An 18,400-nucleotide genomic window follows, 5' to 3' on the forward strand; every position below is an offset into this window, starting at 1 on the left:
GGTGTCGCGGGTTGGTCGAATGGGGCGAGTTGGCTGCGGTTGCCACGCAGGGCGTGGCACTACGCGGGGGTGGGGTCGTTTGGGAGTGCCGGTTGGGGCAGCGTCGGTTGGGTTGCGTCTACCGTGACCGGTTCGTCGCTGCGCAGCAGGGCGTGGGCTTCGGCTTCGCTGGCCACCGCGGGTGGCGAGCCGCGCAGCGGCAGGTTGGCGGTTTCGTTGACGAACAGCATGGTCACCAGGCCGATCACCGCCGCGCCCATCAGGTAATACGCCGGCACCAGCGGGTCGCCGGTGCGCTCCACCAGCCAGGCGGTGATCAGCGGCGTGGTGCCACCGAACAGCGACACCGACACGTTGAACGCGATCGACAGCGCGCTGTACCGCACCGGCGTGTAGAACAGTGCCGGCAGCGTGGACGGCATGGAACTGGTGAAGCATACCAGCGCCAACCCGAGCAGCATCAGGCCGAGGAAGATAAGCCAGTCGTTTCCGCTGCCAACCAGCAGCAGGCACGGAATGGCCAGCGCGAACAGCGCGATGCAGGCGCCGATGATCATCGGCCGGCGGCCCAGGCGGTCACTGAACAACCCGCCCACCACGTTGAGCGGCATCATCACCAGCATCACGATGATGATCAGCAGCAGGCCCTTGCTCTCGGCATAGCCCATGGTCACGCTCAGGTAGCTGGGCATGTAGGTGAGCAGCATGTAGTCGGTGACGTTGAACACCAGCACCAGGCCCACGCACTTGAGCAGCTGCGGCCAATGCACGCGCAGCAGCGCGCCCAGTCCCGGGCGCTCGAGGTCGCGCTTGTCGGCCTCTTCGGCATAGGCGCGGAAGGCCGGGGTTTCTTCCAGCTTCATGCGCATGTACAGGCCGAGCAGGCCCAGCGGGCCGGCGATCAGGAACGGCAGGCGCCAGCCCCAGTCCAGCATCTGCGTGCTGCTCAAGGCCATGTGCAGCACGGTCACCGTGGCCGCACCGGCGATGTAGCCACCCAGCGTGCCGAATTCGAGCCAGCTGCCCATCAGGCCGCGGTTGCGGTCGGTGGAGTATTCGGCGATGAAGGTGGCCGCGCCGCCGTACTCGCCACCGGTGGAGAAGCCCTGCACCAGGCGTGCGAGCAGCAGCAGTGCCGGAGCCCACATGCCGATGCTGTCGTAAGAGGGAATCAGGCCGATGCTGAAGGTGCCCAGCGCCATCAGGATCATGGTGAAGGCCAGCACTTTCTGGCGGCCGTACTTGTCACCCAGCGGGCCGAACACCAGCCCGCCCAGCGGGCGGACCAGGAATGCCACGGTGAAGGTGGCAAAGGTGGCGATCAGCTGCGCGGTCGGGCTGCTGGCGGGAAAGAACACCTGGCCGAGCGTGACCGCAAGATAGCCATACACACCGAAATCGAACCATTCCATCGCATTGCCGAGCGCGGCGGCACCCACGGCTTTCTTGAGCATGGGGCGGTCGACCACGGTGACTTCGTCGATCTTCATCTGGCGGCGGCGCTTGAACCACCCGAAATGGGCGTGTGCGGCATGCAGTTCCTGCATCTGCTTTCTCCTGGAAGCAGGGTCATCAACGCACCCGATGTCCCGCGCAAGGCACAGGTAAACACCGCCTCTGGAAGAACGCGGCACGAGGCGCGAAGAGGGGTAACAACAGGCGTTCCCGGACGGCCGCGAGGAACACCACGGCGCTGCAGGAAGGATGACCGAGAGACGGGCAACGGCCCGAGGCAATGATCAAGCGATCATGTTAGCACAATGTGTGCATGCGGCCTTTATCACTTCTTCACATGCCGCTGAAACGCCTTGTTTCAAGGCGTTTTTGAATGATCGCGTTACGCGCTGGCCTGCAGTTCCATTGCACGCATCACGATGGGTTTGGCCCAATCCGGTGTCTGCAGCAGATCGATCACCGTCACCGGAAAGTGCAATCCTTCGCGATCCAGCTGCAGCAGTGGAAGCGGTGCCGCCCTGCCCTTTGCATCGGCCGGTGCGCTGTTGTCGTACACGTGCAGCTCGGCAAGATGCGGCAGCAGTTCGATCAGGTTTTCGCGCGCGGAATCGAAACGTGCGCGGATCTTGTCGTGCGGAATATCGTGGCCACCCTGGCTGACCCGATCAGCCACGCGTTCGATGTGCAGCGCCACGCTGTGCAGGCCGCAGAACCAGATCGCCACGTCGTGGGTCTGGCAGGCATCGCGCAGCAGGCGCGGAATGGTGTTGCCGCCGAGCGTGGTTTCAAATGCGAAATCGGTGCCATCGGCCATCGCCTGGCGCAGCCGTCTGGCGCCTTCGCTCCATGCCGCTGCGTTGGCTTCGTCCAACGGCCAGCCCTGCTCCACCAACCGCCGGGTGAAGCTGTCCGGGTTGAACCAAGTCAGCCCGGCGTCGCGCAGCCATGTGCCCAGCAGCGAACTTTTACCGGCGCCATTGACGCCGGCCAGTACCAGGATCCGCGCCACCGATCAGAGCGACGGGCCAAGGGCGGTCCTGCGCCCGCGACGGATCGGCTGCCCCATCACCTTGCCCAGCCCACCCCCGGTATTGAGGCTCGCCAAGGTGGTATCGAACTCCGCACGCAGGCGATCCAGCTCACCCTGGCGCGCGTCATCCGGGTTGCCGGCCGCGCGGGCGAGCAGCTCCTGGTAAGCCTTGATGTCCACGATCACCGCTTCGGGGTGGTTGTGGTTGGTGATCACCAGGGCCTGCTTCTCGCGCACGGTGCGCATCAGGCTCGGCCAGCCCCGGGTCTTCACCGATGACGCAGTGGCCTTTTCAAGGCCGGGAACATCCAGGGGCAGGCTCATGACGGACATCCAGCGGAGGGATGTGGCCACTATACCCCTTTTGGGTAAATTGGGAATAAAGGGATATTCATCTAGCCGAGGGCGCGTTCGAGGGCATCCAGATCTCCCTCGGCAGTGGGACGCACCACCCGCGCCACTTCCTGCCCGTCGCGCAGCAGGACCAGGGTCGGCCAGAGCTTGACCGTGAAGGCGCGCCCCAAGGGGCGCCCCTTGCCGTCTTCGACCTTGCGGTGGTCAAGGCCGTGTTGCTCGACAAAGTCCTTGACCACCGGCTGCGCGGCCGCGCAATGCCCGCACCAGTCCGTGCCGAATTCCAGCAGCTGCCAGCCCGTGCCCGCTTCCACCTCGGCGCGGGGCGGCTCCAGCAGATCGGTGAACCTGCGTGCGTAGGCCATGGCTCAGGCCGCCAGGGCGCGCTGGATGTCGTCCAGCGTGGAATTGGTGTAGTCCTTGGCGATCTCCTTCAGCATCCGGCTCTGTACTTCCTTGTGCAGCTGCGGCCGGATGTGGCCCAGCGTGGTCGGGTCGGCGATCAGGATCAGGTGCTCATAGCGGTGCTTGAGCGCGTGATCGTTCAACTGCTGCGCCAGCTGTTTGGCGAAGGTGGCTTCATTGAGCTGGGAAATGCTCATGTCCTTGGGCACCGCGCCGGACGGCCCCTGGCCGGACACGCCTTCGGCGCTGATGTCCTTGACCTCCAGTTCCTCCTCCTGCTTCAGCTGCAGCGTGCGGCCGTCGCCCACATTGGTGAACACGCGGGCCGAGCCGCCATCAGCGACGATGACGAGGGTACCTTTGGGGATCTGCAGGGTGGACATGGTGGACTCCTTGGATGGAAAAACGGGCGATGTGTTGGCCCGCCCCCACCGTAGGGAAACGAATGTAAGCGCGGTGCATAGGCGCGTGTTCACCGTGTGTGCAAGGGCATTCAGGGAGTCGGTCCGTCATTACAGTGTAAAATTCGCGGTTTTTGACCGGAACCATGGCGAAGAAGCAGCACCGCACGCCTGTCCCCGGCCCGCCCTTCATCCGGTTGCTGGCGGCGCTGGCCGACCGCAATGCCCCGCGTACCGGGCCCGACCTGTCCGACCGGCTCAGCCAGTGGATCGACTGGACCCGGGCCGTGGCGTTGTCGCGCGCGCTCGACGGGCGGCTGCCGGCCGTCGCCGAGGCCGCACCGGGTTCCGTTGAGGCGCTGGACGTGGAATGTGCGCGGGTGCGCGCCAGCCTGGTCGACAGCATCACCGCCCCGCCGGCGGCAGGCAAACCGGTCGCCACCGACGCCACCGCCTACCGCCAACGCTGTCTCACCGTGCAGCGCGCCATGCTCACCGCCACCGGGCGCCTGCGCGGCCTGCTGCGGGACCGGCTCAGTGCCGGGCCCGGCGAGCTGCCGCGGCTGGCCGAAGTGGATGCCGCCATGGAGCAGGCGCTGAGCCCGCGCGAGCAGCAGCTGCTGGCCAGCGTGCCGGCCCTGCTCGGCGCCCATTTCGAGCGCCTGCGCGAAGACGCCGGCACCACTGAGGTCGATCCCGACAGCAGCTGGCTGCACTTGTTCAGGAACGACATGCAGGCTGTGCTGCTGGCCGAGCTGGATGTCCGTTTTCACCCTATCGAAGGCCTGCTTGCAGCGCTTCGCCCCCACTAACCGGGCTGTCATGTTCAGAACTCCTCTCTACCTCGTTGTTTTCCTCGCCGGCCTGCTGGCGGTGTGCTGGATCGGTGCCGGTTACGTGGGCAGCAACCCGGTCGGCCTGGCCGTGGCGCTGGTGATTGCCGCCTGCTATGGGGCCGGTGCCGTTGAACTGCACCGCTACCGGCAGGCGACGGCCGGGTTGGGGCTGGCGGTAGCCGAGGCGGCCACCGCGCCGGCCAGCCTGGGCGAGTGGCTGGAGAAGGTGCCGGCCGGCCTGCGCAACGCGGTGCGCCTGCGCGTGGAGGGCGAGCGCGTGGCGCTGCCGGCGCCGGTGCTGACCCCCTACCTGGTCGGCCTGCTGGTGCTGCTGGGCATGCTTGGCACCCTGCTGGGCATGATGGCCACCCTGCGCGGCACCGGGCTGGCGCTGGGCAGCGCCACCGACCTGCAGTCCATCCGCGGCTCGCTGGGCGCGCCGGTGGAAGGCCTGGCCGTGGCGTTCGGCACCTCGATTGCCGGCGTGGCCACCTCGGCCATGCTGGGCCTGCTGTCGGCGCTGTGCCGGCGCGAACGCCTGCTGGGCGTGCAGCAGCTGGATACCCGCATCGCCACCACCCTGCACGTGCATTCGCAGGCCTGGCAGCGTGCCGAAGCGTTCCGCCTGCTGCAGGCGCAGGCGGGGCTGATGCCGGCGCTGGTGGACCGCCTGGAAGCGATGAGCGCCGCGATCGAAGCGCAGAGCGGCGCGGCCGGCGAACGCCTGTCGGCCAGCCAGGACACCTTCCATGCACGCGCCGAGGCCGCCCATGAGCGCCTGGCCGGTTCGGTGCAGGAAGCCCTGCAGGCCAGCGTCGCGCAGAGTGCGCGCGCGGTCGGCGAAGCCCTGCAGCCGATCATGGCCGAGACCATGGCCGGCATCAGCCAGCAGACCACCGCCCTGCAGGCCACCGTGGGCGATGCCGTGCGGGCGCAGCTCGACGGCCTGGCCAGCGGCTTCGAAGCCAGCCGCGCTGCCACTACCGAAACATGGAACGCTGCGCTCAGCAGCCAGAAGCAGGCGCACGACACCCTGTCGGCAGAACTGCGTTCGACCCTGGCCACGCTCAGCGAACAGCACGACCAGCGCGCCGTGCAGCTGCTGGAAACCCTGGCCGCCCGTCTCGACGCCAGCGTGGATGCCTGGACCGAGGCACAGGGCGAGCAGCAGCAGCGTCATGCCGCCCTCACCCATGATCTACGCACCACGCTTGAAGGTTTCAGCCAGCTGCAGGGCGAGCACGGTGCCCGCCTGCTGGACGCTGTCGGCGCCCGTCTGGATGCGACGGCAGGCCAGTGGCAGGAAGCACAAGCGCTGCAGCAGCAGACCCACGCCGCGCTGATCGCGCAGCTGGACGCAGCACTGGAACGCTTCGGCGACGCACACAGCCGGCAGGCAACTGCACTGGTCGATACCCTGTCCGAGCGCATGGACAGCAGCGCAGGCACCCATGCGCAGGCATGGCGCGATGCGCTGCAGGGCCAGCAGTCGGTGAATGCCGAACTGGCCGAACGCAACCAGCAGGCACTGGTGGCGGCCACCGCCAGCTTCGATGGGCATGCGCGTTCGCTGGTGGACGGCCTGCAGGCCTCGCACAGCGGCTTGCAGGACCGCCTGGAAGCGCGCGATGCGCAGCGCCTGGCTACCTGGAGCGATGCCTTCACCCAGTTGTCGGAACAGCTGGGCCAACAGTGGGCCGACAACGGTGCCCAGGTCGCGGCCAGCCAGCAGGCGGTCTGCGAAACCCTGTCGCGTACCGCACACGAGATCGGCACGCAGGCGCAGGCGCATGCCGCCGAGACCATCGCCGAGATCTCGCGCCTGGTCACGCTCGCTTCGGAAGCGCCGAAGGCCGCCGCCGAAGTGGTCGCCGAACTGCGCCAGAAACTCTCCGACAGCATGGTCCGCGACACCGCCATGCTCGACGAACGCACCCGCCTGCTGGCCACGCTGGAAACCCTGCTGGATGCGGTCAACCACGCCTCCACCGAGCAGCGCACCGCCGTGGACGCCCTGGTCAGCACCTCGGCCGACCTGCTGGAGCGCGTGGGCACGCAGTTCACCGACCACATCGCCGCTGAAACCGGCAAGCTCGATGGCGTGGCCGCGCAGCTCAGCGGCAGCGCGGTGGAAGTGGCCAGCCTTGCCGACGCGTTCGGCACCGCGATGCAGAGCTTCGGCACCGCCAGCACCGGGCTGGGCGAACAGCTGCAGCAGGTGGCCGGCGCACTGGATGCCTCGATGACCCGCAGCGATGAGCAGCTGGCGTATTACGTAACGCAGGCGCGTGAAGTGATCGACCTGAGCGTGCTCTCGCAGCAGCAGATCATCGAAGAACTGCAGCAGCTGGCCGGCCGCCGCCGCAACGCCGGGACCGCCACCGCATGAGTGACGAGATCGAGCTGGAAGGCGAAACCGGCGCGCCGATCTGGGCCGCCTTCGGCGACCTGATGTCGGTGCTGCTGGGCGCGTTCGTGCTGATCCTGGTCGGCGTGGTAGCGCTGCAGCTGGAGCTGTCGCATCGCCTCGATGAGGAAGTGGCGCAGCGCCAGGCCGAAGCCAAGCGGCGCCAGACCCTGGAGCAGGCCCTGGCCGGCCCGCTGGCCGCCGGCCGGGTGACGCTGGTGGATGGCCGCATCGGCATCCGCGGCAGCGTGCTGTTCGCGCTGAATTCCGACCAGCTGCAGCCGGAAGGCCGCGAGCTGCTGCGCAGCCTGGCCGCGCCGCTGGCCGGTTATCTGTCGTCGCGCGAAGAGATCCTGATGGTCAGCGGTTTCACCGATGACCGCCCGGTGCGCGACAGCAACCGTCAGTTCGCCGACAACTGGGAACTGTCGGCCGAGCGCGCGTTGACCGTGACCCGCACCCTGATCGCCGAAGGCGTACCGGCCGGCTCGGTGTTCGCCGCCGCGTTCGGTGCCGAACAGCCGGTAGGTTCCAACGCGGATGAGGAAGGCCGCGCGCGCAATCGCCGTGTCGAAATGGCACCGATTCCACGCCCGAAGCCGACCGTGGCGGGCGATGGACGGTAACCGTACTGCCGCCAGCGACCGGCTCGCGCACTGGCGCGGGCAGCAGCTGGATCGCCACGACCCGGTGCAGTTCGCCTTCCTTGAAGCGCTGCAGCGCCGCGCGCAGGCGGCCAGCGGTTCGCTGCGCGGCGTGCTGGACGCGCGCCTGGAGACGCTGCTGGCGGCCTACGCCGAGTGCATGGCTGGCGCGCCCGTTGCAAGCGCGCCCGCGAAGCACGCCGGAACGGCGGATACGCTGGCCGCGCTGGGCCAACCGCGCGCCACGCACAACCCCGACTACCCTGCACTGCCGGCCCTGGCCGAATTCCGCAGTGCCTGGGCCGCGCTGCGCACTGCCGGCCAGGTGCGGCAGACATTGGCGCAGACCCCGAGCGATGGCGGTCCGTTGAACTCCAGCGTGCTGGTCCACCGTGCCATCGGCTGGATGGGCGAGGTGTCGCCCGCCTACCTGCAGCACTTCCTGGCCTACATCGACAACCTGGCCTGGCTGGAACAGATGCAGCAGCGCGGCACCCTGCCCAGCCGCGACAGCGTGCCTGGCCGCGCCCCGGCCAAGCCGCGCCGCAGCCGTACCGCGCGCTAGCCGCGCAGGGTCGCGCCGCCGTCCACGTACAGGTCGCTCATGGCGATGTGGCCGGCCTGATCGGACAGCAGGAACATCACCGCCTGCGCGATGTCGTCCGGGGTGGCCAGCTTGCGTAACGGAATGCCGGCCTTGTAGGTCACCGGGTTGCCGTCGATGACCCGTTGCGCGCCCTGGTCATCGGCCCACATGCCGGTCTGCATCGGGGTCAGGGTCGACCCCGGCGCCACGATGTTGCAGCGGATGCCGTGCGGCGCCAGTTCCAGGCCCAGGCAGCGGGTGAACATGGTCGCCGCCGCCTTCGACGCCGCATACGCGGCCATGCCATGGCGCGGCACGCCGGCGGCGTTCGAACTCACGGTGACGATGGCCCCCTGCCCGCGCGGGATCATCACCCGCGCCAGCGCACGGCCCAGATGGAAGACGCCATCGGCATTGACCGCGAACACGTGGTGCCACTGGGCGTCATCGATGCCGGTGACCTCCCCAACCTGCAGCACGCCGGCAACGCTGATGCCGAATCCGATCGGGCCGAGCGTGGCTTCAATCGCTACGACCAGTTCATCAACCGCCGTTGAATCGGTCACGTCCAGTGACCGCGGGTGCAGGCGCGGATGGGCCGGCAGCGCCGGCGCGGCCAGGTCGGTGGCGACCACCACGCAGCCGCTGTCCAGCAGCTGCTGGACCAGCGCGGCGCCAATGCCACCGCCGGCGCCGGTGACCAGTGCAAGCGTGTTTTCGAATCCCGTCAGCTTCATGTCCTGTCCTTCTGTTCAAGGCCGTCCCAGTGCTGCAGCCGCGCCGACAGCCATGGCGCCAACTGCGCCACGGCATCGCGGCCGGTCAGCTCGGCATGCAGGAACGGCAGCGGCAGTGCTTCCACCCGAGTTGCGTGCGCCTGCCACAGCGCGGACTGCAGGTGCGGGCGCAGCGCATGGTCATTGCCGGCACGCACGTGCACCAGCGTGCCGTCGAAGTGGCGATGGTGATGCTCGCGGATCAACCGGTTGGTGCCGGTCACCGCGCGCACCACGCCATCCAGCACGTGCCCGGGCAGGTTGCCCAGCGCGCTGTCGCCGCGGCGCAGGAACGCCAGGATGCGCTCGCGGCTGTCCAGCTCCGGGTGGCCCTCCGGGTCGTACCCGGCAATGGCCAACAGCGCACGCAGCGCCGCCACCGGATCCGGCTCGGGTTCCGCACGCCAGCATTCGCTGGGATAGGCATCCAGCAGGACCAGCGCGCCGACCTCACGCTGCATCGCCTGCAGCTGCACGGCAATGGCCTGGGCGATGATGCCGCCCACCGACCAGCCCAGCAGGTGCACCGGGCCCTGTGGGTGCAGCGCGAGGATACGTGCGGCGTAGTCGGCGGCCAGCGCGTCGATCCCCACCGGCAGCGGTTGTGCCGGGTCGAGCACCGGCGATTGCAGGCCATGCACATCGCGCGCCGGGTCCAGCGCACGGCCCAGCTCGCGGTAGTTCCAGGCGATGCCGCCCGCCGGATGGATCACGAACAGCGGCACCCGGCCCGGCTCACCGCGCGCGAGGCTGATCACCGGCGCCAGGCCGTGGTCGGTGTCCTGCAGCGGGGCGTCCAGGCGCGCGGCCAATCCTGCCACCGTCGGCGTGGCGAACACCGCACCCAGCCCCGGGTCCTGCTACCAACGCTGCTGGATCGCCAGCAGCAGGTGCACCGCCGACAACGAATCGCCCCCCAGTGCAAAGAAGTCCGCGTCGGCCGCCGCCGGGGCCGCAAGGCCAAGCACCTGCTGGAACAGCGCCGCCAGTGCCTGTTCCGTGGGCGTCTGGGCGCTGCGGCCGGCCGCGCGGGTGTCCGGCAGTGGCAACGCGGTACGGTCGAGCTTGCCGTTGGCCGTCACCGGCCACGCCTGCACCACCACGACAGCGGCCGGCACCATGTACGCCGGCAACTGGGTGCCGAGCACGCTGCGCAGGCTGCCTGCGTCCAGTGCGTCACCGGACACGTACGCCACCAGGCGGGCCGGCATGCCCGGGTCCTGGTCGCGCAGCAGCACCTCGGCACGGGCCACGCCGGGCAGGCCGCGCAACACGGATTCGATCTCCCCCAGCTCGATGCGCAGGCCACGCAGCTTCACCTGGTGGTCGCTGCGGCCCAGATATTCAAGCGCCCCGTCATCACGCCAGCGCGCCCGGTCGCCGGTGCGGTACAGGCGCCCCCCGGCGACATGCGGGTCGTCGAAGAAGCGCTCAGCAGTCAGGTCCTCGCGCCCGAGGTAACCACGCGCGAGCTGCACCCCGCCGAGATACAGGTCGCCGGGCACGCCCGCCGGCAGCGCCCGAAGCCGTGCATCCAGCACGTACAGCCGCGTGTTCCAGACCGGGTGGCCAATCGGCACCGGGTCCGAGCGATCCTCGCGGGAAGCAGGCCAATAGCTGACATCCACCGACGCCTCGGTGGGGCCGTAGAGATTGTGCAGTTCCGCGTCGACGCGCGCGTGGAAGCGGTCGCGCAACCCGGCGTCCAGCGCCTCGCCACTGGTGAACACCTGCTGCAGCGGCAGGCCGCGCAGGTCCGGCACGGCCAGCCACGCATCCAGCATGGAGGGCACGAAATGCAGCGTGGTGATGCGTTCGGCCACGATCAACCGGGTCAGCGCCTGCGGGTCGCGGTGCACGCCAGGCGATGCGATCACCAGCGTGGCAGCGCTGACCAGCGGCAGGAAGAACTCCCACACCGACACATCGAAGGTGGCCGGTGTCTTCTGCAGGATGCGTGCCTCCGGCCCGATGTGGTACTGGCTGCGCATCCATTCGAGACGGTTGACGATGGCGCGGTGTTCCACCACGACGCCCTTGGGCTCGCCGGTGGAGCCGGAGGTGTAGATCACGTAGGCCGCGTCACCCGGCTGCACGCTGTCGGGGAGCGCCACATCGCTTCGGGTTGCCCACTGCGACGGCGACAGCACCGGCGCGCCTGCGAAACGCTGTGCGTCGCCTGCCTCGGCCAGCACGCACTGCGGCTGCGCCGACGCCAGGATCCTGTGCAGCCGCGCATCCGGATGGTCCAGGTCCACCGGAAGGTACGCGCCCCCTGCGCGCACCACCGCCACCAGCGCGATCACCAGCGACAACGAACGCGGCAGGGCCACCACCACGCGCGACTCGCGGGTGACGCCCCGTGCCTGGAGCTGCAGCGCGAGCGCCCGGCTGCGCTGTTCCAGCGCCGCGTAGCTCAGTGCCTCGCCTTCAAACACCAGTGCGGTTGCGTCCGGTGAATCGGCCAACTGGCGGTTCAACAGCGCGGCCAGCGACACATCGGCAACCGCATGCTGGGTGGCATTGACCGCGTGCAGCCAGTGCTGCGCTTCGCCAGGCGTGCACAGCGCAACGTCTGCCAGCAGGCCACCGCGTGCCTGCACGTCGAGCGCGGCCGACACGAAATGCAGCAGCCGTCGGCCATGCGCCGTGATCGCCGATGGCGTGTACTGCTGCGGGTTGGCCTCGATCTCCAGCGCCAGCGACGTCAGCGCATCCCCGCGGAAACCGAAGGTGATGTCGTCCACCGGTCCGGTGCACAGCACCTCCAGCCGCGCCGTGACCCCCTGCCACGGCAGCGGCCGGTAGAACGGCTGCACGTTCACCAGAGGCCCGTGCAGCCGATGCTGCTGGCCGCCCCAGCCCAGGTCGCGGCGGATCTGCTCGCCCCGGTAGCGGCCATGCCGGCGGCCCCGAACCAGCGCCCGTGCGGTATCGCGCACCCGGCTCGCCACCGTCTCGTCTGCTGCTGCGGCTACGCGCAGCGGCAGCACGTTCATCACCATCGCGGGGACCCGTGCCGAGGCGCTGCCCAGCCGCGCCATGTAAGGCACACCAACGGTCACTGCATCGCTCGCGGTCACCCGCCGGCAGTACTCGGCAGTCAACGCGGTGAGCAGGTCCGGCCACGGCTGGCCCATGGCCTGCGCAGCGGCCAGCAGCTGTTCGCGCAGCGGCGCGTTGATGGTTTCGGTCAGGCGCAGCGCATCGGCCCTTGCCGCTGTCATGCCACCACCCGGTCCCTCTGCGGGTGCCGCGTCCTGCATGTAGGCCTGCCAGTAGCCCGCATCGGCCACGCGGCGCTCGCCGATGCGGTACTGCGCGTCTTCGTCCAGCACCGGCCGCAGCGGCTGCAGGGCATCGGTGGTCTCGCCGGCGTACAGCGCACACACCCGGGCACTGAACAGCGCCATGCCATAGCCATCGGTGGCCAGGTGATGCACCCGCAGGTACCACGCGAAACGCTGCGGCCCGAGCACGAACAGGCGTTGCTGGGCCAACCGGTCGCGGCCGGGATCAACCGGCTGCAGGCGATCGGACTGCATCGCCTCGCGCGCGGCGTGCAGCGGGTCGGCCTGCTCAGACAGATCCACCACCTGCACGCGCGGAAGGTGGCTGGGGTCCAGCCACTGCCGTGGCACGCCCGCTTCGTCTTCCGCCACGCGCAGGCACAGCGCCTCGGCTTCAGCGGCGGCCGCATCGGCGGCCGCGCGGAAGCGGGCGAGATCCAGCGCGCCCTCGAACCACACGACGTGCGCGGTATTGAATGTCGCGGGCGCAGGCGACAGGCGCTGCGCATACCACAGCCCCGTCTGCGCTTCGCTCAGCGGAGACCGCTGCTGCACTGCGACCGTCGCGCTGGCCACCTGCGCGCTCATGCCCCGGCGCTGGCCCGGGCCTGCAGCTGCTGCACTACCTGCCACCAGCCGGCCAGCGTGGTGTGCTCGGCCAGGTGGCCGAACTCCAGGGCGATGCCGGTGTTGCTCCAGGCCAGCACCAGCCCCAGCACCCGCATCGAATCCAGGCCCAGGTCCATGAGGTGGTCGTCATCGCCGACCGCTTCCGGGGCTTCGCCGAGCATGCCGGCCACGTCGGCGCGCATGCGTTCCAGGGTCAGGGGTGCGGTGAGGGTGTCATTCATGCCAGGCGCTCCAGCAGCTGGTCGGTGGTCATCGGCACGCCGCAGGTGCGGGCGATCCAGTGCAGCGCGTGGTCATGGTCCGCACGCGAGAAGTCGGCCACCGCGTCGGCCGCGATGAACGCTTCGATATCGCGCTGGAACGCCTCGGCCACGGTGGCGGTGCAGCCGATGTGCGCATACACGCCGGTCACCAGCAGCTGGTCGCGGCCGCGCGCGCGCATCATCGTCTCCAGGTTGCTGCGCTGGAAGGCGCTGTAGCGGTGCTTGACCAGCACGTGGTCGCCCTCGGCAGGTGCCAGTGCATCGATGATCGCCTCGTGTTCGCGGATCGCCTGCATGCCTGGCCCCCACAGGTCCGCCTGCAGGCCGCGGTCACGCCGGTCCTGGTTGCCGCGCTGGGCGGTGTAGAACACCGGTATGCCCTGCGCCCGGCACTGCGCGACCAGCCGGCCCATGTTGGCCGTGGCCGGAGCCAGCGGCGCGGTGTCGGCGCCGAAGGCGGCCAGGAAGTAGCGCTGCATGTCGTGCACCAGCAGCGCGATGCGCCCGGCGTCTGGCTGCCATGGGCCGCGCGGCGCCGGCAGTTCGGCCGCCGTGGGCAGCGCGTAGGTGGGAATGGTGGGCAGCGCCATCAGCGCGGTTCTCCTGTCTGTTCGATATGGCGCGCGCGCAGCTGCGCACGCAGTTCGCGGCGGCTGATCTTGCCCACTGCGGTGGTGCCGAAGGCGTCCACGAACACCACCTGGTCCGGCACCTTGAAGGCCGCAAGGCCGCGGCTGCGCACCCACGCCTTCAGGCTGGCGGCGGTCGGGCGCTCGCCGCGCGTGATGACGAACGCACAGCTGCGCTCGCCCAGGTACGGATCGGGCATGGACACCACGGCGGCGTCGAAGACGCTGGCGTGGGCCAGCAGGTGGTCTTCGATTTCCTCGGCAGAGATCTTTTCGCCTGCGCGGTTGATGTGGTCGCCGGCGCGGCCCTGCACCACCAGGTAACCGCCCGGCAGCTGCTGCACCATGTCGCCGGTGCGATAGAAGCCATCCTCGGTGAACGACCGCGCATTCGCGCCAGGATCATTGTGGTAGCCGCGGATCGTGTACGGACCGCGCGTCAGCAGGTGACCCACCTCGCCCGCTGCGACCGGGTTGCCGTGGTCGTCGACCACCAGCACTTCATCGTCGGGCGAGATCGGGCGGCCCTGGGTGTTCAGCACGCACGCCGGCGCGTCGTGCAGGCGGGTGTAGTTGACCAGGCCTTCGGCCATGCCGAACACCTGCTGCAGCTGGCAGCCCAGCCCGTCGATGACGCGGCGCGCGGCTTCCGGCACCAGCTTGGCCCCGCCGACCTGCAGCACCTGCAGGCTGGACAGGTCATGCGCGGTACCGGCCGCGGCCTGTGCCCACAGCAGCGCCAGCGGCGGCACCAGGCCCACGCAGGTCACCCGCTCGCGCGCGATCAGCGGGAACGCGGTGTCCGGGCCCGCGCCGGGGCTGAGTACCACCCGCGCCCCGGCGTACAGCGCGCCGAAGAAGCCCGGCGAACTCATCGGGAAGTTATGCGCGGCCGGCAGCGCCACCAGGTACACGCTGTCGCGCCCGATGGCGCAGATCGCATTGCTCGCGCGGAACGAGTACAGGTAATCGTCGTGGGTGCGCGGAATCAGCTTGGACAGGCCTGTGCTGCCGCCGGAGAGCTGCAGGAACGCGACCGACTGCGGGTCGGGATCCGGCGGCAGCGCGTCTGCGTCGCCGGCCAGCCCGGCAATGGCGGTGAACTCCGCGGCGTCGCCGACGATGAACACGTGGCGCAATCCTGGAATGAATGCCTGCAGTTCACGTGCCAGTGTCCGGTAGTCGAAAGCTTCATATGACGACGCGGCAATGTACGCGCTGGCTTCGGCCGTGCGCACCACGTGCGATATCTCGGTCAGGCGATGGGCCGGCAGTGCATACACCGGGATCAGCCCGGCGCGGAACAGCCCGCAGACCACGCTGACGAAGTCGACCGTGTTGCCCAGCTGCACCACCACCCGGTCACCCGGCGCCAGCCCGGCGGCCAGCAGGCCAGCACCGATGCGCCCGGCCTCCTGCCACAACTGTGCATAGGTCAGGCGGGTCTCGCCGCCGACCACGGCCACGTCGTCGGCGAACTGTACGGCCCGCTCGCGCAGGAAACCGGGGAATGTTTCGCCACGCCAGTAGCCAGCGGCGCGGTAGCGCGCGACCAGTGCCGGGGGCCAGACCTGGCGCAGCGGCACCCGCGCGGGGGCAACGACGTGGTTCATCAGAGCGTCCATCCTTCCATCCGTGGGGCGGCGTCCGCGCCAAGCGCGGCCAACAGTGCCCCGAATTTCACGCCGGTCTCGGCCACTTCCGATGCCGGGTCCGACCCCTTGACGATGCCGGCGCCGGCATGGATGCGGGCCTGGTGGCCCTGCACGCGCGCGCAGCGGATCGCCACGTACCAGTCGCCATCGCCATGCGCATCCATCCAGCCCACCGCGCCCGCGTAGAAGCCGCGCTGCACCGGCTCAAGCCGGCGGATGGTGTCCAGCGCCAGTGCGGTGGGTGTACCGCACACGGCCGGCGTGGGATGCAGCGCAGCCAGCAGCGTGGCCACCGTGGTGGACGGATCGCGCAGGCGCGCTTCGATGCGGGTGCCGAGGTGCCACAACGTGGTGGTGGCATGCAGGGTCGGCTGCGGCGCCGCATCGATCCGGTCGCAATACGGCCGCAGCGCCGCCACGATGGCCTCGACCACATAGCGGTGTTCGTCATGGTCTTTGGCCGAGCCCAGCAGCTCCCGGGCCGCCTTGGCGTCCTCATCCGGGTCTGCGCAACGCCGGGCCGAGCCGGCCAACGGGTGCGAGAACACCTGCGGGCCGCGACGCGACAGCAGCAGCTCCGGGCTGGCACCGACCAGCCATGCCGGCGCATCGCTGGCGGCCACCGGCAGCGGGCACAGGTAGGTGACCGCCTCCGGGTCCTGGCCCAGCCGTGCCACCAATGCGCGCGGATCGATCGCCGCACGGCTGTGCACATGCAGCGTGCGGGCCAGCACCACTGTCTTCAGCGCGCCATCGCCATCGCGCAGGCCTGCCAGTGCCTGCCGCACCGCGTCCGCATACCGTGCAGCGCTCGGCTCTGCATGGATGTCGCCGTTGAATGGAAGCGCCGGCGTCACGGCTTCCAGCGCACCCTGTGCCAGTGACGCGGGCTGGTACAGCGCATCGTCACCTTCGGGATCGAACGGCAGCACGCCCACCAGCAGCGCCGGCGCGCGTGATTCGCGCGCGAAGAAGGCCTGCACGCGGGCATCCAGCGTCGCGGTGCCGCCGGCCGGGAGCGCAGCGTGGCAGCCACGCGCATCCAGCGTGCGCCCGGGCAGGCGCAGCAGGAACTGTTCCGCTGCTTCGCCGGCGCCGGGATCGCCCGCCAGTGCGACGCTGTCGCTGACCGTGCGCAGTGCATCGTTCATGCCGGGCGCCTCCCGTGCAGGGTAGCCACCGCCGCAAGCCCCAACAGCACCGCCCCCACCAGCAGGTACGGCGCACTGGGGGCCGCGCGATACAGCAGCGTGCCCACCATCGGGCCGATCACCATGCCCAGGCCTTGTACCGAAGCCACCGCACCGGCCGCCGCGCCCTGTTCGTGCGCCTGCACCGAATCGGCGGCCAAGGCCTGGAACGAGGGGAACACGAAGCCCATGCCAAACGCCGCGAACGCATACGTGGCCAGCAGCTGCCAGGGCGCATGCACCACCGCCACCGCTGCAAAGCCGATGCCGGAGATCAACGCACCCAGCGCGATCCAGCGGCGTGGCGGCATGGTCTTGAAGGTCATCACCAACACCTGGGCCAGGATCAGCCCCACCCCGACCGCGGTGAGCGCCAGGCCGGCCATGCGCGCGCCGGCGGCCGGCGCCAGTTGCAGGCGGTCGATGGCGAAGAACCCCACCGTGACCTGTGCAATGGTCACCGAGATCATCGCCGCGAACACCGCCATCACCGGCAGGCGCAGGCGCGGGTCGTACCACGCCAGCGCGGCACGCGGGCCGTTGGCGGGCGCGACCGGCGGCGGCGCCGACGGCAACCGCCAGGCGATGACCAGCAGCGCGAGCACCGGCAGCAGCGCGGCCACGTACAGCGTGAGCGCGAGATTGTGGAACGCGACCCAGCCCGCTGCGGCAGGCCCGATCACCATGCCCAGCGCATTGGCGCTGCCCAGCTTGGCCATCGCGCCGGCCCGTTGCCCGGGGGCGGCTTCATCGGCCACCAGCGCTGCGGCGGTGGGCGGCACGGCCGCATAGAACAGGCCCACCAGTGCGCGCGTCCCCACCAGCACCAGCACCGACAGCCACACCGCCGGCGGCGCCTGCAACGCGGTATCCACGAACACCGCCATCACGATATAGATCACCGCATACGCGGCCAGTGCGATCAGCAATACACGGCGGCGCCCGATGCGGTCGCTCAGTGCGCCCCAACGCCGGGCCGACAACATCCACAGCACGCCGGCCGCGGTAACCGACAACCCCGCGTGCCATTCGGACAGCCCCAGCATGCGCACCACCGGGCCGATCACCGCCACGAACGCCATCATCGCCATGGTGCCGACCCAGGCGGCGAAAACCAGAGCCGGCAAGCCGGATACCACGGGAGTTGAACGCATGCATCACCACGACCGATCAGGATTGGACACGCACCGCGCAGTGGCGGGCGTTCGATTGATTCGGCTTCGTCGATTCAAGGACCGGCGTGGCTATCGTTTCAAATGATAACAGCTCGCATTTAGGTTTGCGCGATCAATGGTTCCGGTGTTCATGATGCGGATCAACGCCGTCTTCCGCCGACCCGACTAAGCTGCTGTCAACGTTCCACGGACACTCCCCCATGGCGTCACCTCCCCTGCCCGCGCTGCTTGCCGACGCACAGGGCTTCTCGCTGCAGATCATCAGCCTGGCCGGTGAACTGTGGAACGGAGACGTGCGCGAGGTGAGCATGCCCGGCAGCAATGGCCGCTTCGGGGTGATGGCCCGGCACGCACCGCTGCTGGGTACCCTGCGCGAAGGCATGGTGTCGGTGTATCCGCTCAAGGCCGAACCGCCGCTGCACGTGTACGTGACCGGTGGCTACGTGGAAGTGCAACCGGGCAAGGTGATCGTGATGGCCGACCTCGCCCTGCGCAGCGACGATCTCGACGAAGCACGCGCACGGGTAGCCGCAGAGGCCGCGCGCTCGCCGATGGCCCAGGCGTTCACCGACGAGGACTACGTGCGCCTGCACGCCGAACTGATGCACCAGCGCGCCCTGCAGCTGCGCGGGCTGCCCTGGAAATAGCACCGGCAGGTGCGACAACCGGTCATC

General features: G+C 69.4%; 18 protein-coding genes. 5 read left to right on the forward strand and 13 right to left on the reverse strand.

Features of this window, described 5'->3' with window-relative positions:
• Positions 1–59: 59 nt before the first annotated feature.
• From proP to QMX79_RS10125, 5 genes are all read right to left on the reverse strand, one after another.
• On the reverse strand, positions 60–1,547 hold the full coding sequence (gene proP, locus QMX79_RS10105) for a glycine betaine/L-proline transporter ProP (RefSeq protein ID WP_282246634.1): 1,488 nt from the start codon (positions 1,545–1,547) through the stop codon (positions 60–62).
• A gap of 290 nt (positions 1,548–1,837) precedes the next feature.
• Positions 1,838–2,464, reverse strand: a complete 627-nt coding sequence (locus QMX79_RS10110; protein WP_282246635.1) for a hypothetical protein — start codon at positions 2,462–2,464, stop codon at positions 1,838–1,840.
• Between the two features lie 3 nt (positions 2,465–2,467).
• Positions 2,468–2,809: a type II toxin-antitoxin system prevent-host-death family antitoxin gene (locus QMX79_RS10115; RefSeq protein WP_282246636.1), complete on the reverse strand. Its 342-nt coding sequence runs from the start codon at positions 2,807–2,809 to the stop codon at positions 2,468–2,470.
• A 71-nt stretch (positions 2,810–2,880) separates the two neighbouring features.
• Complete coding sequence (locus QMX79_RS10120) at positions 2,881–3,204, reverse strand: thioredoxin family protein (RefSeq protein WP_282246637.1); 324 nt, start codon at positions 3,202–3,204, stop codon at positions 2,881–2,883.
• Positions 3,205–3,207: 3 nt separating this feature from the next.
• Entirely contained in the window at positions 3,208–3,627 is a 420-nt protein-coding gene (locus QMX79_RS10125; RefSeq protein ID WP_068852341.1) for a host attachment family protein, read from the reverse strand.
• Between the two features lie 152 nt (positions 3,628–3,779).
• On the opposite strand from QMX79_RS10125, the gene QMX79_RS10130 reads away from it, so the two are divergent.
• Genes QMX79_RS10130 through QMX79_RS10145 form a run of 4 tightly spaced genes read left to right on the forward strand, consistent with a single transcriptional unit; the run spans position 3,780 to position 8,097 of the window.
• Positions 3,780–4,457, forward strand: coding sequence for a DUF3348 domain-containing protein (locus QMX79_RS10130; protein WP_282246638.1), 678 nt, complete (start codon positions 3,780–3,782; stop codon positions 4,455–4,457).
• Between the two features lie 10 nt (positions 4,458–4,467).
• Entirely contained in the window at positions 4,468–6,870 is a 2,403-nt protein-coding gene (locus QMX79_RS10135; protein ID WP_282246639.1) for a DUF802 domain-containing protein, read from the forward strand.
• Entirely contained in the window at positions 6,867–7,514 is a 648-nt protein-coding gene (locus QMX79_RS10140; protein WP_068852349.1) for an OmpA family protein, read from the forward strand. Before QMX79_RS10135 ends, QMX79_RS10140 begins: the two co-directional genes overlap by 4 nt.
• A complete protein-coding gene (locus QMX79_RS10145; RefSeq protein ID WP_282246640.1) occupies positions 7,504–8,097 on the forward strand; it encodes a DUF2894 domain-containing protein in 594 nt (197 codons plus the stop codon). Before QMX79_RS10140 ends, QMX79_RS10145 begins: the two co-directional genes overlap by 11 nt.
• Here the strand turns inward: QMX79_RS10145 and QMX79_RS10150 are convergent.
• The 8 genes from QMX79_RS10150 to QMX79_RS10185 are packed head-to-tail and all read right to left on the reverse strand — an operon-like array spanning position 8,094 to position 17,705.
• The gene (locus QMX79_RS10150) at positions 8,094–8,855 is read right to left on the reverse strand and encodes a 2,3-dihydro-2,3-dihydroxybenzoate dehydrogenase (protein ID WP_282246641.1); all 762 of its coding nucleotides are present in this window, start codon (positions 8,853–8,855) and stop codon (positions 8,094–8,096) included. The two genes, QMX79_RS10145 and QMX79_RS10150, sit on opposite strands and share 4 nt — an antisense overlap.
• The gene (locus QMX79_RS10155) at positions 8,852–9,706 is read right to left on the reverse strand and encodes an alpha/beta fold hydrolase (RefSeq protein WP_282246642.1); all 855 of its coding nucleotides are present in this window, start codon (positions 9,704–9,706) and stop codon (positions 8,852–8,854) included. Before QMX79_RS10155 ends, QMX79_RS10150 begins: the two co-directional genes overlap by 4 nt.
• Positions 9,707–9,754: 48 nt before the next feature.
• Positions 9,755–12,772 (reverse strand): amino acid adenylation domain-containing protein, encoded by a 3,018-nt coding sequence (locus QMX79_RS10160; protein ID WP_282246643.1) that lies wholly within the window; start codon positions 12,770–12,772, stop codon positions 9,755–9,757.
• Entirely contained in the window at positions 12,769–13,035 is a 267-nt protein-coding gene (locus QMX79_RS10165) for a phosphopantetheine-binding protein (protein ID WP_282246644.1), read from the reverse strand. Before QMX79_RS10165 ends, QMX79_RS10160 begins: the two co-directional genes overlap by 4 nt.
• Positions 13,032–13,667, reverse strand: a complete 636-nt coding sequence (locus QMX79_RS10170; RefSeq protein ID WP_282246645.1) for an isochorismatase family protein — start codon at positions 13,665–13,667, stop codon at positions 13,032–13,034. The genes QMX79_RS10165 and QMX79_RS10170 overlap by 4 nt, the downstream gene beginning before the upstream one ends.
• The gene (locus QMX79_RS10175) at positions 13,667–15,319 is read right to left on the reverse strand and encodes an AMP-binding protein (protein WP_282246646.1); all 1,653 of its coding nucleotides are present in this window, start codon (positions 15,317–15,319) and stop codon (positions 13,667–13,669) included. The genes QMX79_RS10170 and QMX79_RS10175 overlap by 1 nt, the downstream gene beginning before the upstream one ends.
• Positions 15,319–16,512 carry an isochorismate synthase gene (locus tag QMX79_RS10180; protein ID WP_282246647.1) on the reverse strand — a complete coding sequence of 398 codons (1,194 nt, stop codon included), beginning with the start codon at positions 16,510–16,512 and terminating at the stop codon, positions 15,319–15,321. The genes QMX79_RS10175 and QMX79_RS10180 overlap by 1 nt, the downstream gene beginning before the upstream one ends.
• Complete coding sequence (locus tag QMX79_RS10185; RefSeq protein ID WP_336618861.1) at positions 16,509–17,705, reverse strand: MFS transporter; 1,197 nt, start codon at positions 17,703–17,705, stop codon at positions 16,509–16,511. Before QMX79_RS10185 ends, QMX79_RS10180 begins: the two co-directional genes overlap by 4 nt.
• Before the next feature lie 221 nt (positions 17,706–17,926).
• Between QMX79_RS10185 and atpC the strand changes: the two genes are divergently transcribed.
• Positions 17,927–18,373 (forward strand): ATP synthase F1 subunit epsilon, encoded by a 447-nt coding sequence (gene atpC, locus QMX79_RS10190; protein ID WP_282246649.1) that lies wholly within the window; start codon positions 17,927–17,929, stop codon positions 18,371–18,373.
• The last annotated feature ends 27 nt before the right edge of the window (positions 18,374–18,400 follow it).

The sequence above is a fragment of the Stenotrophomonas sp. PS02300 genome (genome assembly GCF_029959395.1).
GTDB classification, from domain to species: domain Bacteria; phylum Pseudomonadota; class Gammaproteobacteria; order Xanthomonadales; family Xanthomonadaceae; genus Stenotrophomonas; species Stenotrophomonas maltophilia_AD.

Bases quoted from the DNA above. Each gene is read 5' to 3' on its own strand.
- QMX79_RS10115 (WP_282246636.1), bottom strand. From the start codon at position 2,809: ATGAGCCTGCCCCTGGATGTTCCCGGCCTTGAAAAGGCCACTGCGTCA.
- QMX79_RS10180 (WP_282246647.1), bottom strand. From the start codon at position 16,512: ATGAACGATGCACTGCGCACGGTCAGCGACAGCGTCGCACTGGCGGGC.
- QMX79_RS10150 (WP_282246641.1), bottom strand. From the start codon at position 8,855: ATGAAGCTGACGGGATTCGAAAACACGCTTGCACTGGTCACCGGCGCC.
- proP (WP_282246634.1), bottom strand. From the start codon at position 1,547: ATGCAGGAACTGCATGCCGCACACGCCCATTTCGGGTGGTTCAAGCGC.
- atpC (WP_282246649.1), top strand. From the start codon at position 17,927: ATGGCGTCACCTCCCCTGCCCGCGCTGCTTGCCGACGCACAGGGCTTC.
- QMX79_RS10145 (WP_282246640.1), top strand. From the start codon at position 7,504: ATGGACGGTAACCGTACTGCCGCCAGCGACCGGCTCGCGCACTGGCGC.
- QMX79_RS10125 (WP_068852341.1), bottom strand. From the start codon at position 3,627: ATGTCCACCCTGCAGATCCCCAAAGGTACCCTCGTCATCGTCGCTGAT.
- QMX79_RS10140 (WP_068852349.1), top strand. From the start codon at position 6,867: ATGAGTGACGAGATCGAGCTGGAAGGCGAAACCGGCGCGCCGATCTGG.
- QMX79_RS10175 (WP_282246646.1), bottom strand. From the start codon at position 15,319: ATGAACCACGTCGTTGCCCCCGCGCGGGTGCCGCTGCGCCAGGTCTGG.
- QMX79_RS10120 (WP_282246637.1), bottom strand. From the start codon at position 3,204: ATGGCCTACGCACGCAGGTTCACCGATCTGCTGGAGCCGCCCCGCGCC.
- QMX79_RS10160 (WP_282246643.1), bottom strand. From the start codon at position 12,772: ATGAGCGCGCAGGTGGCCAGCGCGACGGTCGCAGTGCAGCAGCGGTCT.
- QMX79_RS10170 (WP_282246645.1), bottom strand. From the start codon at position 13,667: ATGGCGCTGCCCACCATTCCCACCTACGCGCTGCCCACGGCGGCCGAA.
- QMX79_RS10185 (WP_336618861.1), bottom strand. From the start codon at position 17,705: ATGCGTTCAACTCCCGTGGTATCCGGCTTGCCGGCTCTGGTTTTCGCC.
- QMX79_RS10165 (WP_282246644.1), bottom strand. From the start codon at position 13,035: ATGAATGACACCCTCACCGCACCCCTGACCCTGGAACGCATGCGCGCC.
- QMX79_RS10135 (WP_282246639.1), top strand. From the start codon at position 4,468: ATGTTCAGAACTCCTCTCTACCTCGTTGTTTTCCTCGCCGGCCTGCTG.